This is a genomic window from Spirobacillus cienkowskii (assembly GCF_037081835.1).
In the GTDB taxonomy this organism is placed as follows: Bacteria; Bdellovibrionota_B; Oligoflexia; order Silvanigrellales; family Silvanigrellaceae; genus Silvanigrella; species Silvanigrella cienkowskii.
Window position 1 is genome coordinate 676,033 of the sequence record NZ_CP146516.1, and the last position, 15,633, is coordinate 691,665.

Sequence of the window (15,633 nt, forward strand, 5' to 3'; positions counted from 1 at the left end):
ATTTAAGATATAAATTTTTTATTTTCTTTTATTTTTTGCTCAATTTTATCTAAAATTAAAGTTAATGTTTCTATTTTTTGAATTCTTGTGTTTTTATAATTACTAGAATTCTTCTCTGTACTTAAAAATTCTTTTAAAGAGTTGACTCTTTGAAAGAATTTAATTTTTTCGTAAACAGATGAGTGACTTTCTGTAGTCATAATATTTCCTTTGCGTTATTGTTACCATTTAGTAAGAATAACAAGAACTATCAAACTGTGTATACAATGCGAAATTTGCCCGCTTTTCTTAAAGATGAAAAAAGTTAACTACAATTTAATCTGTTGACAAAATTGATTAATTAACATGGCAAATGGTTTACTTAAAATTTAGCATTATCCTTATTATAGTTAACATTAACTATTGACAAATAATTAATCAATTTTTTTTAAATAAACTTTGTTACTTAATTTTTTCCGCTCGAACCAAAACCGCCCTCTCCGCGCTCAACATCTTTTATGCTAAGTCCTGGTAGTTGAATTGCTAAACTACAAATGCCTTGTGCAATGCGATCCCCAGCTTGAATATGAAAAGTACTTTTAGAGTGATTGATTAAGGTCACCATAATTTCGCCGCGGTAATCGGCGTCAATCGTGCTTGGAGAATTGAGTACTGTAATTCCATGCTTGAGTGCTAATCCGCTGCGTGGACGGATTTGAATTTCGGGTACAGCGTAAAATTTTTCGTTTCCAAATATAACTGTGTTTGTTGGTAAGGATTCGACAATGTACAAACCTGTTTTAATCAATCGCCACTCTTGGGAGGGGATATCAATTGCTTCATTGGCACAGATATCAAATCCCGCTGATTGTTGCGTTGCATAAAAAATGCTTCCTGTTCCTGTATGGCGTATTTTTAACATAATGCTGCTGCCTTTTTAGTTAGGTGGTGTAAAAATACAAATGTTTTGGATCAAAAACTTGACCTTGCAGATTTCAACTGATAACGAAATTAACGTGTGTAGGTCAGTAGCTCCAATGGTAGAGCGGCTGATTCCAAATCAGCTTGTTGGGGGTTCGAGTCCCTCCTGGCCTGCCAATTCTTTCTTAATCTGTTTTTCATAAAAAGAAAATTTTATATTTTGTTCAAGCAAAGTTAAGTTAGAAGTTATCATCTTCGTCATCTTCAATCGTTGTGTTATGTGGGTTTTCTAATGGTTTTCCCTTGTTTTCGAGTAGTTTCTTAATAACAGGGCCGCAACGGGTTGCATTGCACCCCCCTCGTCCGCTACCTGTTTTTTGGTTTACCTGCTCAACGGTTTGTGCGCCATTTTCAATTGCCTCACAAATTCGACTTTGTTTAATACCTTTGCAAATACAGACAACCTTGAGTCGCGCTTTAATTTCTGCAAGAGTTAATTTTTTTTGGTTCATACAACTAATCACTCATTTTCACTTGTGTAATCAATCACTTCTTTACAGTATTCGTTTATGGCGGTTTGAATATTTTCTTCTAGGTTTAAATAATGTTTTAAAAATTTTGGCTTGAACTGTTGATTTAAGCCCAACATATCATAAAGCACAAGAATGTTGCCGTCGCAATAATTGCCACTTCCTATACCAATTGTGGGAACTGTTAAGGTTTGGCTCACCTCTTTTGCAACTTCGGCTACAGTCAATTCTAAGACTATTGCAAAACAACCACAGTCTTCAAGGCGTTTTGCTTCTTGCAACAGTCGTTGTTTATCATGCTCGGTTTTGCCCTGAATCCGATAACCTCCTAACGTATGGACACTTTGGGGTGTAAGACCAATATGCCCCATAACGGGCACGCCATGTGCGGTTAAAAATTGAATTTGGTCGCAAATTTCTGGGGTTGCGCCTTCTATTTTGACAGCTTCGGCACCGGCTTGCATAAGCAGTCCTGCATGATGAATTGTTTCTTGGCGACTCACCCCTGCAGTCAAAAAGGGCATGTCAGCAACGAGTAATGGAGTTTTTAACGATTGGCGAACAGCGCGAACGTGATAGGCAATTTCTTCTAATGTGACAGGAATGGTAGAGTTTTTTCCTTGTATTACGTTACCCAAACTATCGCCTACCAGTACAAAATCAATGTCAGTTGCTTCGATGATTTTTGCAAAAGTGGCATCATAACAGGTGATTGAAGTAACTTTTTTCCCTGCACTTTTCTTTTCAAAAAAGTCTTGAATTCGAACTTTTTTGCGTTTGACATGCTGCGATTGTGAATTAGAGTAAATCATAAGCAAGTTGCCTTTTTATTTTAAGTTAAAAGAACAAATTAAAAACCGAAACTGTTTAATAACCCTATTTTATGTAGTATAATTGAACTTGTCTGTAAATGTAGAGGAGTTGTCATAATGGCAAAGCGAATATTCTTGTTTTTATTAGTCAATATCTTAGTAATGGTTACTATCACTGTTGTGACGTCGTTGTTGGGTGTTAATCATTACATGACAGCGCGTGGTATCAATTACCAAAGTCTTTTATTCTTTTGTTTGATTTGGGGTTTTGGTGGTGCATTTATTAGCTTGGCGATTTCTCGTTGGATTGCTAAGTTTACAATGGGTATCAAACCTATTAATCCGCAAAGTTGCACTGCACAAGAGCGTGAACTTTATAATCGTGTTGCAAATTTGGCTCAAAAAGCTGGTTTACCAAAAACTCCAGAAGTTGGAATTTATCAAAGTCCAGATCTCAACGCATTTGCGACAGGGCCTTCTAAAAGCCGTTCGTTGGTTGCGGTATCAAGTGGCTTGCTTGATCGTATGGATAAACATGAGGTTGAGGGTGTGTTGGCGCATGAGATCGCCCATATTGCAAACGGCGACATGGTGACCATGACGTTAGTACAAGGTGTGGTGAATGCGTTTGTCATGTTCTTTGCACGTATTGTAGCATATGCGGCAACGCAGTTTGTAAAAGAAGACATCAGACCATTTGTTAATATGGCTGTGGTTATTGTGCTCGAAATTTTATTTAGCATTTTAGGTATGATTGCAATTGCTTGGTTTTCGCGCAAAAGAGAATTTCGTGCCGATCAAGGAGGCGCACAACTTGCTGGAAAATCAAGTATGGTTGCTGCCCTTGCGGCATTACAGCGTGTCTATGCTACGCCAATTGCCGAGCAAGACTCTGCTCCTCAATCCATTGCTGCCTTTAAAATTTCTAATAAAGCAGGTTTCTTGAGTTTATTTTCAACTCACCCACCGCTTGAACAACGTATTCAAGCATTAAAGCAAAATACTCAAATTCTTTAAGCATTAAGAGCAACGTCTAAATTTTGATTGTACAGGAACTTAAATTCTTTAAGTTCCTTTTTTCTTTTCCGATTTTTTAAAAACATGGTGAAAATTAAAAATAGAGGAAAAAATCCATGGATGGATTGCTTAAAAAAATCCTTTATGCTTATAAGAAAAAATTAAATTTAGCTTCTTTTATAATTGCTTTAATACCATCATTATTAATAGAACACTCAATATTTGCTGAAGCAATTCAAAGAGAATATCGATCGGCCAATTTTTTAGGCAAAGGGGACACAGGAATTGCTGATGCAAAAGGGTTTGATGCAATATTTTACAATCCTGCAGGAATTGCGCAAGGCAAAGGGATCTTAAATGAAATCATCGTTGCCAGTCCTCAGGCTGAAGCCAGTACAAATATTATGGAATTAAAAAATAGTATAACAGGACAAAGTGGTTCTAGTGTTTTACAGGTTCTTTCGCAAAATCAAAACAAATCTTATAGCGCTGCAATTCAAAATTATTCTGGAGTGATATTTAGAAAAGTTGCCATTGGGGCATTTGCAAGAGGAAGTGCAAATTACTACAATTATACCGATTTGAGTATTCCATCGGGCTTTTCCCAGGTTGATACGAATGTCCGCTACGGTGCGCATTTAACGTTAGCGCAACCTTTATTAAATGATAGAATATTTATTGGATTAAATGGAAAATATCTTCAAAAAGATCAAATTAAGTTTAAAATTGATTCTTCTTCACCCGACTATTCTGGTTCTAATAATATTTTAGACTCTTTAAAAAGTACAAACCAACGAAAAGGGGCAGGGATTGGCGCAGATATTGGGATGATGTTTTTACTTGAAAAAAACACGGGAACGCAATTAGGGATTGCGTATCGAAACATAGGAATGACCTACAGATGGGTTGCAGATTCTAATAAAGGGGCGCCTGCTGCTGAACCTACAACTTTAGATGTTGGTTTTGTGTCGTCTATTGGAACAACTCGAAACAAAATTTCTTTATCTGTCGATGTTGTTGATGTTCTCAATACTCAAAAACAAATATTCTTAAAACGCTCTCACATTGGCTTAGAGTATTCGTTATTGGATATGTTTGGTGTGCAAACTGGGATAAATCAAGGATATTGGGTTTATGGAGGATACTTGGGAACAAAAGTGATTCGAGTTGAGGGAGGGGTCTTTACAGAAGAAATGGGAAATAAATATAAAGAGAACCCAAATCAAAGTGCTTTTGTAAGGTTGGTTGTTGGATGGTTAAATTGATTGGCTTAATTTTTTTATATCAAGAAATTTTAAATTTAATTTTTTATAGAATTTTTTAAAATAAGATATTATGAGTTATTAACAGTTCTAACCGGAGGTTAATATGCTCATATCCTGTATTCAAGTTAATCCCCAAGAAAATGTCAGAGAAAATTTAAAGGTAATTATAAATTATATATTTGAAGCTGCAAAATTGGGATCAGAAATTGTCGTGCTTCCAGAAATGTTTACATTTATGGGAAACGAACTTGATAGAAAAAAAACTAAAGATCAAATTAACGAAGGCGTTTTTGCAGAAGTTCAAGCAGTTGCAAAACAATTAAATATTTATTTAATTGCCGGAAGTCATTCTGAAAAAATACAAAATAATGAAAATAAGGTTTACAATACTTCAGTCACCTATAATCCTGAAGGGGAAATTATTAATGTTTATAGAAAACAGCATTTATTTAATTTAAAAGATAAAGAGGGTAAGTCTTTATATTGTGAAAGTGATACGTTTGAGTTTGGGAGTTCTCCAATACCTTATTTCATGAAAACTAAAAATAATCAAGAATGGAATGCGTTAAACATTATTTGTTACGATTTGAGATTTCCAGAAATTGTTCGATCTCAGGCGGAAAAATTTACGAATAATTTTGATATTATTTTTGTGCCAGCAGCTTTTACTTGGCAAACAGGAAAAGAGCATTGGGAAATTTTATTAAGAGCACGAGCAATTGAAAATCAATGCTATGTGGTTGCCTGCAATCAAACAGGATATTTTTACAACCAGCAAAAACGTAACTACGGACATAGTATGGTCGTTGATCCTTGGGGAAATATTGTGGCTCGTTTAGAAGAAGAGTGCGGAATTTTAAGCTGCGAAATTACAAAAGAGACTATAGAATTATCAAGGACACGCCTCCCTGCTTTGCAAGATAGAAAAATATTTGGATAAAACCAATTTTTAGAATTAAAAATTTATTCTTTAATATCATAAATATGGCAGTGCAAATTTTTCCTAGAAATTTTTATTGTAAAATAAAAATTGTTATTTGCTATTAGGAGGATTTGTGACAAACAAAAATTCTGAAAAAAAAGTAATTATTGCTGCATCATTAGGGACTGTTTTTGAATGGTATGACTTTTATCTGTATGGTACTTTAGCTGTTTTTTTTGGAACTTTGTTTTTTCCGACAGGAAATGAAACAGCCTCCTTTTTAGCAAGCTTAGCGACCTTTGGTGCAGGGTTTGCTGTCAGACCTTTTGGTGCCATTGTGTTTGGTAGAATTGGTGATATTGTAGGGCGAAAATATACTTTTTTAATAACAATAATTGTAATGGGTTTATCGACTGCTCTTGTGGGATTGTTACCAACTTACGAGCAAATAGGTATTTTTGCGCCTATCCTTCTCACTTTATTGCGACTAACGCAAGGCTTAGCATTAGGCGGAGAATACGGAGGCGCTGCAGTTTATGTTGCCGAGCACTCGCCTAATGAAAGGCGTGGTTTGAACACCAGTTGGATTCAAACAACAGCGACAGGGGGATTTTTACTGTCTCTTGTTGTCATTTTATGCTGCAGAGTGATGCTTACAGAAGAAGATTTTAAATTTTGGGGTTGGAGAATTCCTTTTTTAATTTCTATCATTTTATTAATTATTTCTGTTTATATTCGCCTGAAATTAAGTGAATCTCCAATTTTCTTAAAAATGAAAAAAATGGGTAAAACTTCAAAATCTCCTTTAAAAGAAAGTTTTACAAAACCTAAAAATTTAAAATTAATTTTATTGGCATTGTTTGGGGCAACCGCTGGACAAGGAGTTATTTGGTATACAGGACAATTTTATGCTTTGTATTTTTTACAAAACACGTTAAAAATTGATTTTCAAAATTCTTATATCATGATTGCCATCGCTCTTGTGATTGCAACTCCATTTTTTATATTATTTGGTAAACTATCCGATCGCATTGGCAGAAAAAAAGTTATCTTAACAGGATTTTTGTTATCGGCTTTGCTTTATATTCCAATTTTTAAAGGTATAGCTTATTATGGAAATCCAGCTTTAATTAGAGCGCAAAACGAAGCTCCAATAGTTATTACAACCAATCAATGCAAGAGTTTATGCAAAGAAATTAAAGAATATTTTTCTAAAAAAGGATACAATTATCAATTAAATGTTGAGCCAGAAAAAAAAGATTTCTTAACTGTTTTTATTGGTGATTATCAAGTGAATTCTTTAGACTCTAGAACGTTAGACAAAGAAGTTGCCATAGCAGGATATCCACTGGTAGCAGATAATGATGCAATTAATTACGTTATGGTCATAATTTTATTAACTGTATTGGTACTTTTTGTAACCATGGTTTATGGCCCAATTGCGGCATTTTTGGTTGAATTATTTCCAACTCGTATTCGCTATACATCTATGTCGTTTCCGTATCATATTGGAAATGGATGGTTTGGTGGATTTTTACCATTAATTGCAACTGCATTGGTACTTTATACAGGTAATATTTATGCAGGACTTTACTATCCAATTGCCATAGCAATTATGAGTTTAATTATTGGTGTAATATTTATTAAAGAAACGAAGGATAATAAGATAGATAGTTGAGCATTTATTTTTTATTTACCAAAAAATTAAGTCCGGTGCTTGGATTGTATTGTAAGGAGAATGGTTTTTTAAAATTTTTAATTTCTATATCTACATCAAATTCAATGTCGTTGTCACTTGTTGCTACTAAAACGCAGAAGGTGGTTTTTTTATTATTATTATTACCTTTAAATGATATTTGTTTAGTATGAATTGTATTATTTTTATTATAACATTGTTCTAGTTTTTCTTCTAGATCAGTAAAAAATTCTGATACAGAAGGGTTTAATGGTGGTAAAAAATCAAGATTTGAAGTTATTGGTTTGGAAAATATTAACTCCTGATCGGTACTGTTATTTATTAATTTTATGATATAAAAATATTTATCATCCTTATGTTTCTTAGAAAAATCTATATTTAGATATTTAATTTTGTCAAATTTAGCTTCTGATTTTCGACTAATATTAAAATTAACATCAAATTTATGATTGGATGTGTTATATATAATGCTTCCTGTAAAGTGTACTGACTTTGTTTTATCTTTTGTTTCATAAACGTGAGTGTTTGTTTTACCCTGAGTGCTGTTGATAGGAATAGATTTTTTATCTTTATTTTGGGGTGGGGTATATTTTTTATTGTTATAAATAAATGAGTCAATTTCTAGTTTGCAATTCATATTTTCATAATTATTTGGTATCCAAATTTGTTTGTTTTCATTTGTTAATTGAAATGGAATAGGTAAAAATAAATATTTATTTGTTTTTTTATCTTTACATATTAATTTTGCATCAACAACTTCAAGTTCATTACCACTTGAGGTGGATAAAAAATTCACCTCGCCAATAATTTTATTTTCAAAAAAAGGATCTGGTTTACAAGAGGTTAATAAACCTAAGCTAGCCAAAATAAAAAATTGAAAAAAATTGTCACATTTAAATTTTAAAAGCATAACCTGAAATCTTTCTTGTAATAAAAAACAATGGAAACAAAAACTGCTTCCATTGTGTTAAAATATAAAATATGAAATTATTAGTTTATTTTGTAAGTTGTAAACGAGTCATCTGTATTATCAGGAGCTTTTGAGCCTAAGATTATATATGTTGGAAATTGCGCTCCTGTTAGGGTTGTTACTATATCTAAGTCAGGGCAAGCGATAGCGTCGCCGCTGTTATATGCGTTTAGTACTTCTTGTCTGGTGTCAAGAGTTGCATTAGTAACCATTTTACAGCTATTTTTATGGTATTTTTCTGGATTTTTTGCACTAAGTTTATAAGTAAATCTTGTAGTAGGTTCAGTGTCCTGTGTTATTGTAGTTTTATCAATTGAGAATATAGGATTTTTTGGAAGTGGGATTGAATTATAATTAAAGTTATTAGTCTCTTTCGCTTTTATTGTTTTACTTGTAGAGGTAATATCAGTGCCTTGGTTATAATCGGTCATTACTATGGTAAATATATTTTCTTTTAATGTAAGATTAAAGAATTTATGTGCCTTACTATTACTATTAATATATTTAACTGCTTCAGACTTAGTGTGGGAAGATGTTTGTAATTGATTAGACACACTTGAAAATTGATATTGAACTCCACCCACTGATGTTTCTGGTGTATAATCTTCAGTATTAATTCTAATGCTATTAATTTTAAGAGTACAAGTATTAGAGTTTTCGACATATTTTGCTTTGGAGTCAGTATTAGTAATAGTGAAGGGTTCGGTATGGTTTGCTCCAGAGGAGTCTATGGTACATTTAACATCACCAACAAATTCATAATCATTTGGAATGGGCTCCCCGCTGAAACTAAAAGTTACTGTTTTTAAATTAAGCAATTTATCGTCACTAGAATTTTTGCATGAAACAGCAAACAAAGCCGAAGCGCCTGCTGCGAATAAAAATAAACTTAAAGATTTCATTGTAACCTCATAACTTTAAAAATTACTTTGACTTATTGTCAGTTGAGTAAAATAACAAGAGTTATTTATTACCTATAAAAATTTTTGTCAAATTTTTATAGGAGTGTGCTCAAGTATTGAATAAGATTTTATTTTTTGTATGTTTCCCGTAAAAGTTTGGTTACTAGATCTCACAAAAGAGTGACATATGCTGAGAAAGTTCATAACAAATCGATTATTGTTAATGCTAGCGCCAAAGTTAAAAGGATTTATAATTCACTTTTTAAGTAGATTAAAGGTATTTATGGATGAGCCGTATTTTGGAAGTTAGGAATAGAAGCTCAATGGAATGTTTTTCCAACAAAATTTGTCTCCCATTCAGCTGTATTTAGTAAATTTAAGCGTTGGTCAAAGTAGGCTATTTGGCAAAAATTATTCTTAAAAATTGCGGGATAATTAGGGAGTGTACTCAGTTTTTCCCAAATGATTGAATATCCGATGTAAATGAAAGAAGCATGGTTATTTTGGTGGGGGATTTGATTACACTCCCCCTTAATGTTTTTTTAAATTTAATCTTCAAAAGTAAGACCTGTGCTTGGTTGATATTTTAAAGAAAACTTTTGATTATTTAACTCAAATTTTTGGATAAATTCTAAAGGAATTTTTCTTTTATAAACTAAGGCACAAGCATGATTTGGCGCAAGTGTTTTGGTATAGTAAATGCCATTAGGATTATGATTGTTGATTTTTTCGTTATCGTGTTCGCATTTGGGTAAATTATGAAAAAAATGTTTGTCGCTTTCTAACGTAGGATTCCCATTGGATATTCCCATTTTACTTTTATCGTATTGTAGCTCTGGGTTAGTAAATGTTAATATTACATCTTTATTTTCATTGTTTTTTAATTCTTTAGAATTATTATTTTTAATTTCAATTCTAATAATATTTTCAGAGATGGTTGAAAATTCAAAATAATTAAACTCAATATTTAAGTTATTTAAATCATTACTATGTTTTCTTTCAAGAAAATATAAACTAATAAATGCTTTGTTTGTTGATTTATTAAAAGTCGCTTTGCCTGTGACTTGTTTTGATAAATGCTTAGATTTATAAACTCTAGAACTTTCTAAGCTTTTTTTATCATTAAAAGTAATAATTTTTTTATTGCTTTTTTCTTCATTATAAATATTAAGTTCTTGGTTGTCAATATAAAATTTTTCAATCTCTAATTGACATATACCTTTATTGTAATCACTAGGTATCCATAAAATATTATTATCTATTACTTGTCTATATTCAAAAACAATTTTTTTATTTTTAGAGTTATTGTCAAAGCATTTTAAAGTCACTTCAATATCATGCACATTGATTTTTTCTAATGGATCAGAATGGGTTGTTTGCGAAAAGCTTTGAATTTGAAATTCAATTTGTAATTTATTATTATAAAATGGATCTTTTTTGCAAGAAATAATTGTTATAAAAGTAATAAAATAAAATATTAAAAAATTTATAAATTTAATTATCATTACAAAATCTCAATTATTAATACCGAGAATATAAAAAATACTCTCAGTATTAAATTAAATGTTAATTAACTTTGTTAATTTTATAAACTCTATAAGAATTTACTTCAAAGTTGTTTATGGTGTTACTCATAATTAAATATTGATCGTCAACTTTAAAATCACTCCAGTTATTAGATACATTTGGTACAGGGCAACTTTTTTTTGATGAGTTAAATAAAGCATTGGTCTCAGCCCAATTATGCACTTTGCCTTCCCATTCTGTAGCAGAGACAACTTTACAAATACTAGCTAAGTTAAGGTTTTCGGGACCTTTAAGAGTTACTGTTTGAGCGGCAATTGTGTTGTCATTTCTTTTTAAGATTTTTCTTTCAAGAGTAAAGTTCACCAAATCAGGTGCAGGAATATTAAACAAATTCATTTCTGGTGAGGGAATTATATTTTGTGTAATTGTGTTAGAGGATATTTCATTGGTTTCTTTTAAAGAATCTGTAAGTATTAACTGAATAGAACTCGATGAATTCTTAATCATGGCATAATTAGTATTACTGGTACTGTTAATAAAATTAACCGCATGAGAAGTAACAATTTCTGTTGAAGAATTGTTCGTGTTGTAATGAAAAGTTAAGCTAGTGCTGGTATCTTTTGGTATTAAGTTAATAATATTAGGGGCTAATCCGTATTCAATGGAATTAATTGTAACAGCACAGTTTGAATTTTCAGCAATTTTAAAAGTTTTGTTTGCTTGGCTAATCTGTTGAGTTTCTTGAAACACAGGATCTGATTGACAGGTAACGTCTAGGTTAACTGTATAGTTATCACTATTTGGGATGCTTGATTTTAAGTCGAAATTAATTTCACGAAACTTTAATAAGTTATTGTTATTATTTGTATTTTTACAAGAAATAATTGTTAAAGCTGTAGAACATATAAAAAGTAACGATTTTTCTAAAGTCTTCATTTACAAACCCTTAATATTATTGTTTTATTTGTATTATTATTTTATACGAAATAAAATAACATAAAGTTGCTATAGTAAAGTGCAATTGAAGTCAATTTGTAAAATTAATTATTTTTAATAAATTTAACAAATTCAATTAAGTAATTTGAAATTTATTAATAATATTAATTATTTATAAACATGTCTGTGTTTGAGAAGATTGCTAAAATTAGAAATAAGTAGCGAGTATTTAATAGTAGCAGATGGTTTCTTGTATTATTGGATTATAAGAGAAGTTCAGCAATCATAAGTAAATGACGGCCTAGTCGTAAGCAAGTTAATGGTTTAAAATTGTTTTTATGTTAAAATAATGAAAATAAATATTTTTCTGTATTGCTTTCGCTATGTGTTAAAATTATTTCAACCACAACATTATCTTCAAGTTCGGTATGTTTGAGCAAGACAGCGCAAAATTCATGATTTGAAAGTGAATCTTTATGAAAACGTTTGATACTAGGATGAATTTTTTCGTCAATATATAAAATATTTTGATTTAAATTTGAATTTTTAAATTCGCATTTTGGTAACTTATTACCAAATAAAATTATTTCATTCCCCATCGTTGCTATATTGATTAGTTGTGAGTCAAGTTTTTTTGTACCATCTTTTGAAAAAAAATTTATTGTATTTAATGCAACATATAGATGTCCTGTAATAATAATTCTGGTGTGCTGTTTATCTACCTTTTCTACTTCAATTGATGATCTAGGAGCAAAAACTTTTTCTTCTACACGCTCTACAAAATTAAAACTTAATTTGAGAATATTGTCTTTTTTTTCGATATCACTATTAACACGTATTCCAGAAGGACTTTTACTGTTTTCATATAATTTTGTAGAGTTGTTCTTTTTTTTACTATGCTCTAGCTCAATTTTAAGATTATTTTTTGAAGTATATTCTAAGTCGTTTTTTTTAAAACTTTTTAATTCTAATGTGCATTTGGGATCAATAGGAAGAAAAATATTTTTTTCTGAATTAATTTCTATAGTTAAATTTGTAATAGTAAACATTTCACACGTGACTTTTATATGTACACTTTGAATTGCAGAATCTTTGTTTAATAAAGATTTTTCTGTGTTTAAGCTTAATATAATTGGAGAAAAATTATTTTCTAACTTATATTCATGGGGTATTTTTTTGCAGCCAAATATAATAAAAAATATAATCAATAAATTTAAATTAATTTTATATTTTAAAAGAAATTTCATTTAAAACCAATATTATATGATTAAAATTTAATTATTTAATTCATTAACTTTTATAACTCTATAAGAATTGTATTCATTATTTATAGGATCTGTAGAGATAATAATAAAATGCTTGCTGTTTGCAAAACTATTCCAGTTTCCTGGTGAAGAAAAATCCATTGTTCTTTGATAAAATTCTGGGCAATCACTTTTTATTAATGATTCTGATTTAAAATAAGAACGAATATCTTGCCATGAAAGTGTTATCCAGTCGTCTGTTTTTTGTTTATTTATTTTTAGTTTTGTAAAATAATTTTCAAGATCGGTTTGTGACACCACAGCACAATGCTTCGCGTTAGGTAACTGAGATTGGTCATTAGTTTTTAACCAATAGTTAGACTTTAGTGGAACAGTTTGTTTTAAGATTGTTGCATACAAATCAATATTTTTAGGTGCTTCAATTGCATTAAAATAAATATTGCTAATTGGTTCTAGAGTGTATGCAGATAGTGGTTGGAAAACATTAAAAAAATAAAAAAGTATATCTATTTTTTTATTAGGAGTATCTATCTCGGTATGAACAGAAAATTCATCACTTTTATTATTAAAAAAAATATTTTCCTGACGTTGAATATCTTGTGAGTTATATTGTATTAAAATTGGTTTATTTGTATCTTTAGGAGATAAATTATAATTTTTACTATTTTTTGTAAACTCTATATTTGTAATTGTAATTGCACAAAGGTGATCCTTTGCCACATATATTTGGGTTGAGCTTCCATTTAGTTCAAATTCATTTTCATATTTACCGCATTTTACAGACCCTTTTACAAGTGTCATATTTACGGGATCTTTAGGGCTTGTGAAAGCAATTTGATACTCTTCGAGATTTAGTTGGTTATTATGAGTACCATCGTTTTTGCATGAAATTGCACTAAATGAAGCAGACGCAATTGCTAAAAAGACTTTATTATAATGCATTTGAAAATAACCTTAAAATTTTAGAATATTATTTATAAAAATGAGTTATTTAAAATCTCATTTTATTGGAATAATTTAATATTATAGTATTTTTTTTGTGTCAATTCAGAAATTGAAAAAATAAAATGTAATTTTATAATTTTCTGTTTTTAGTAAGAAATTGTTGCTCAATATTTATAATTTTCTGCGAACTCACTGTATGTTTGCTATCGGGTTTTAAATGATTGCCCCAATAAATTTTTAACTTTCCGCTTTTTGCTGTGCTAGGAACTTTAACTGTAACAATATCTATGAGATCGCCATGCTCGTTGTGTTTGTGCTCGTGTGCATAGGAGGTTAAAACAGGTGTATGACTTCCAGAAAAATAAATATATCTTCTTGAAATATTGTATCCTGTCAGCGTTATTGTTTCATGCGGTTTGGCTTTTTGAGGCATTGATTCTATCCAAGTGTTAAATGATTTGTGTCGCCAAGCAGCAGTAAATTTATTTTTTGCCGCATCGAGTTGTTTCCAAGTTCCGTTTTCACAATCATTTTTATTCATCAATTTATATAGAGTGACTCCTGCATGTTTGCCGCTTGCAGATTGGTAGCAGTTATTTAATGCAAATTTTTTGCACAACCATGAAGCAGATTGCATCGCAATACAATTTTTTGCATCAATCACAACAAGTGCATGACCCGGAAACGCTAAGATATCTCCTGATTTAGGTTTAAAGCCATTGCGAAGTTTTTTAATTGGAATAAAGTTTTTCAGTTCGCTGCTAGATCTATTTTGGCTAAAACTATGACTCAATATTGGGTAATTTTTTTCTTTTGAATTGTATGGTAATTTCATTTCTTCTAAAAAAATATGGCGAAGAAAACGGGTACAATCCACACCATTTTTACGCATAAAAGTATACTTATCTTTTGACTTAAAATAATGATAATCCCAGTTTTCTGATATCCCTTTCCATGAATATGGAATTTGATATTCTCTTATTTTTGATTGAGTTGCTTTAGAAAGTTCTAAAAATGTTTTTACATTTGGTGAGTCATTTTGAGCATGTAGCTTACTCCAATCAACCGAAGGATGTGAAGGGTTCACGTAAGCAGAATTGGGAAGAAAATGATTTCTTTTGGTTTGATTTTTTGTTGCACAACTGACTACAATAGAAAAATAAAAATAACTCATAACAATTATTAAGGTATTTTTCTTCATTCGCGCCTTCCTTGTTGTCAAAACAAACATAGATATTATACGTTACCCAGGGGTTTTAAATATAAAATACGAGACGAAACTGACACAATGAAAAAAAGATAAAAAATTGGAGAATTGCATTTATGCTCAAAAAAGATTCATTTGAAAAACCCGAATGCTTTGGGCAGTATATTGCTGTGCATATGAAGGCGTTTCGGCGCGAGTATGGACTTAGCCAAGAACAACTCTCAGAACGTTCGGGTGTTCCGCGGAGCACAATTGCAAGTTTGGAGCGCGGTGAAGGAAACCCAACGTTGCAAGTATTGGTTGGCATCGCACAAGGTCTAGGAGTTGAAATGGCCTCATTGTTACGCAAACCAACTCCCACCGCAATATTATATAAAAAAGAAAATGCCACACTCATTCCTAAGCCACTTTTACAAGGAATCCATAAATTAAATAAATTTATTGATATTTATCAATTAACACCCGAAAACTCTCGTTATCTTATTTTACAAGAGTATCAACTTCTTGCTGGAGAGCGATTTCCTGGTTCGCCGCACACCCCGGGAACCGAAGAATACTTTTATTGTTTTCAAGGATGTTTTAACGTTATGGTAGAGAGCGAATTATTTATTGTTTATGAGGGAGATTTGCTTTGTTTTGATGGTCATCAACGCCATGCCTATGCGTGCCAAGATGGATGTGAAGTTGCAAAAGGATTGAGCATTGTTGTACAGGTTCCTAAATTTTAATTTTAAAAACT

The 15,633-nt window shown here is 31.1% G+C and carries 16 protein-coding genes and 1 tRNA gene; 6 read left to right on the forward strand and 11 right to left on the reverse strand.

Features of this window, described 5'->3' with window-relative positions; all coding sequences use genetic code 11:
* Positions 1 to 2 precede the first annotated feature (2 nt).
* Both Spiro2_RS02955 and dut read right to left on the reverse strand, forming a co-directional pair.
* A complete protein-coding gene (locus tag Spiro2_RS02955) occupies positions 3 to 200 on the reverse strand; it encodes a hypothetical protein (protein WP_338636910.1) in 198 nt (65 codons plus the stop codon).
* Between the two features lie 245 nt (positions 201 to 445).
* Positions 446 to 901, reverse strand: a complete 456-nt coding sequence (gene dut, locus Spiro2_RS02960; RefSeq protein WP_338636911.1) for a dUTP diphosphatase — start codon at positions 899 to 901, stop codon at positions 446 to 448.
* 100 nt (positions 902 to 1,001) lie between these two features.
* On the opposite strand from dut, the gene Spiro2_RS02965 reads away from it, so the two are divergent.
* A tRNA-Trp gene (locus tag Spiro2_RS02965) sits at positions 1,002 to 1,077 on the forward strand.
* Positions 1,078 to 1,139: 62 nt separating this feature from the next.
* Here Spiro2_RS02965 and Spiro2_RS02970 read toward each other — a convergent pair.
* Entirely contained in the window at positions 1,140 to 1,412 is a 273-nt protein-coding gene (locus Spiro2_RS02970; RefSeq protein WP_338636912.1) for a (2Fe-2S)-binding protein, read from the reverse strand.
* Positions 1,413 to 1,420: 8 nt separating this feature from the next.
* On the reverse strand, positions 1,421 to 2,242 hold the full coding sequence (gene panB, locus Spiro2_RS02975) for a 3-methyl-2-oxobutanoate hydroxymethyltransferase (protein ID WP_338636913.1): 822 nt from the start codon (positions 2,240 to 2,242) through the stop codon (positions 1,421 to 1,423).
* A 117-nt stretch (positions 2,243 to 2,359) separates the two neighbouring features.
* Between panB and htpX the strand changes: the two genes are divergently transcribed.
* The 4 genes from htpX (at position 2,360) to Spiro2_RS02995 (ending at position 7,124) form a co-directional block, all read left to right on the forward strand.
* Positions 2,360 to 3,259, forward strand: a complete 900-nt coding sequence (htpX, locus tag Spiro2_RS02980) for a protease HtpX (RefSeq protein WP_338636914.1) — start codon at positions 2,360 to 2,362, stop codon at positions 3,257 to 3,259.
* Between the two features lie 116 nt (positions 3,260 to 3,375).
* A complete protein-coding gene (locus Spiro2_RS02985) occupies positions 3,376 to 4,524 on the forward strand; it encodes a hypothetical protein (protein ID WP_338636915.1) in 1,149 nt (382 codons plus the stop codon).
* A gap of 103 nt (positions 4,525 to 4,627) precedes the next feature.
* Complete coding sequence (locus Spiro2_RS02990) at positions 4,628 to 5,464, forward strand: nitrilase-related carbon-nitrogen hydrolase (protein WP_338636916.1); 837 nt, start codon at positions 4,628 to 4,630, stop codon at positions 5,462 to 5,464.
* A gap of 115 nt (positions 5,465 to 5,579) precedes the next feature.
* A complete protein-coding gene (locus Spiro2_RS02995) occupies positions 5,580 to 7,124 on the forward strand; it encodes an MFS transporter (protein WP_338636917.1) in 1,545 nt (514 codons plus the stop codon).
* Between the two features lie 4 nt (positions 7,125 to 7,128).
* Here Spiro2_RS02995 and Spiro2_RS03000 read toward each other — a convergent pair whose 3' ends face one another.
* From Spiro2_RS03000 to Spiro2_RS03030, 7 genes are all read right to left on the reverse strand, one after another.
* Positions 7,129 to 8,052, reverse strand: coding sequence for a hypothetical protein (locus tag Spiro2_RS03000; protein WP_338636918.1), 924 nt, complete (start codon positions 8,050 to 8,052; stop codon positions 7,129 to 7,131).
* Positions 8,053 to 8,132: 80 nt separating this feature from the next.
* Positions 8,133 to 9,014 carry a hypothetical protein gene (locus tag Spiro2_RS03005; protein WP_338636920.1) on the reverse strand — a complete coding sequence of 294 codons (882 nt, stop codon included), beginning with the start codon at positions 9,012 to 9,014 and terminating at the stop codon, positions 8,133 to 8,135.
* Positions 9,015 to 9,562: 548 nt separating this feature from the next.
* Entirely contained in the window at positions 9,563 to 10,519 is a 957-nt protein-coding gene (locus Spiro2_RS03010; protein WP_338636921.1) for a hypothetical protein, read from the reverse strand.
* Between the two features lie 61 nt (positions 10,520 to 10,580).
* Positions 10,581 to 11,477, reverse strand: a complete 897-nt coding sequence (locus tag Spiro2_RS03015) for a hypothetical protein (protein WP_338636922.1) — start codon at positions 11,475 to 11,477, stop codon at positions 10,581 to 10,583.
* Between the two features lie 341 nt (positions 11,478 to 11,818).
* Positions 11,819 to 12,724 carry a hypothetical protein gene (locus tag Spiro2_RS03020; RefSeq protein ID WP_338636923.1) on the reverse strand — a complete coding sequence of 302 codons (906 nt, stop codon included), beginning with the start codon at positions 12,722 to 12,724 and terminating at the stop codon, positions 11,819 to 11,821.
* Between the two features lie 27 nt (positions 12,725 to 12,751).
* Positions 12,752 to 13,684 (reverse strand): hypothetical protein, encoded by a 933-nt coding sequence (locus tag Spiro2_RS03025; RefSeq protein ID WP_338636924.1) that lies wholly within the window; start codon positions 13,682 to 13,684, stop codon positions 12,752 to 12,754.
* Between the two features lie 133 nt (positions 13,685 to 13,817).
* Positions 13,818 to 14,888 (reverse strand): hypothetical protein, encoded by a 1,071-nt coding sequence (locus Spiro2_RS03030; RefSeq protein ID WP_338636926.1) that lies wholly within the window; start codon positions 14,886 to 14,888, stop codon positions 13,818 to 13,820.
* Between the two features lie 122 nt (positions 14,889 to 15,010).
* Between Spiro2_RS03030 and Spiro2_RS03035 the strand changes: the two genes are divergently transcribed.
* On the forward strand, positions 15,011 to 15,622 hold the full coding sequence (locus tag Spiro2_RS03035; RefSeq protein ID WP_338636928.1) for an XRE family transcriptional regulator: 612 nt from the start codon (positions 15,011 to 15,013) through the stop codon (positions 15,620 to 15,622).
* The last annotated feature ends 11 nt before the right edge of the window (positions 15,623 to 15,633 follow it).

Excerpts from the sequence above, each read along its gene's own strand:
- Spiro2_RS02955 (WP_338636910.1), bottom strand. The coding sequence starts at position 200 with ATGACTACAGAAAGTCACTCATCTGTTTACGAAAAAATTAAATTCTTT.
- dut (WP_338636911.1), bottom strand. The coding sequence starts at position 901 with ATGTTAAAAATACGCCATACAGGAACAGGAAGCATTTTTTATGCAACG.
- Spiro2_RS02970 (WP_338636912.1), bottom strand. The coding sequence starts at position 1,412 with ATGAACCAAAAAAAATTAACTCTTGCAGAAATTAAAGCGCGACTCAAG.
- panB (WP_338636913.1), bottom strand. The coding sequence starts at position 2,242 with ATGATTTACTCTAATTCACAATCGCAGCATGTCAAACGCAAAAAAGTT.
- htpX (WP_338636914.1), top strand. The coding sequence starts at position 2,360 with ATGGCAAAGCGAATATTCTTGTTTTTATTAGTCAATATCTTAGTAATG.
- Spiro2_RS02985 (WP_338636915.1), top strand. The coding sequence starts at position 3,376 with ATGGATGGATTGCTTAAAAAAATCCTTTATGCTTATAAGAAAAAATTA.
- Spiro2_RS02990 (WP_338636916.1), top strand. The coding sequence starts at position 4,628 with ATGCTCATATCCTGTATTCAAGTTAATCCCCAAGAAAATGTCAGAGAA.
- Spiro2_RS03000 (WP_338636918.1), bottom strand. The coding sequence starts at position 8,052 with ATGCTTTTAAAATTTAAATGTGACAATTTTTTTCAATTTTTTATTTTG.
- Spiro2_RS03005 (WP_338636920.1), bottom strand. The coding sequence starts at position 9,014 with ATGAAATCTTTAAGTTTATTTTTATTCGCAGCAGGCGCTTCGGCTTTG.
- Spiro2_RS03010 (WP_338636921.1), bottom strand. The coding sequence starts at position 10,519 with ATGATAATTAAATTTATAAATTTTTTAATATTTTATTTTATTACTTTT.
- Spiro2_RS03015 (WP_338636922.1), bottom strand. The coding sequence starts at position 11,477 with ATGAAGACTTTAGAAAAATCGTTACTTTTTATATGTTCTACAGCTTTA.
- Spiro2_RS03020 (WP_338636923.1), bottom strand. The coding sequence starts at position 12,724 with ATGAAATTTCTTTTAAAATATAAAATTAATTTAAATTTATTGATTATA.
- Spiro2_RS03025 (WP_338636924.1), bottom strand. The coding sequence starts at position 13,684 with ATGCATTATAATAAAGTCTTTTTAGCAATTGCGTCTGCTTCATTTAGT.
- Spiro2_RS03030 (WP_338636926.1), bottom strand. The coding sequence starts at position 14,888 with ATGAAGAAAAATACCTTAATAATTGTTATGAGTTATTTTTATTTTTCT.
- Spiro2_RS03035 (WP_338636928.1), top strand. The coding sequence starts at position 15,011 with ATGCTCAAAAAAGATTCATTTGAAAAACCCGAATGCTTTGGGCAGTAT.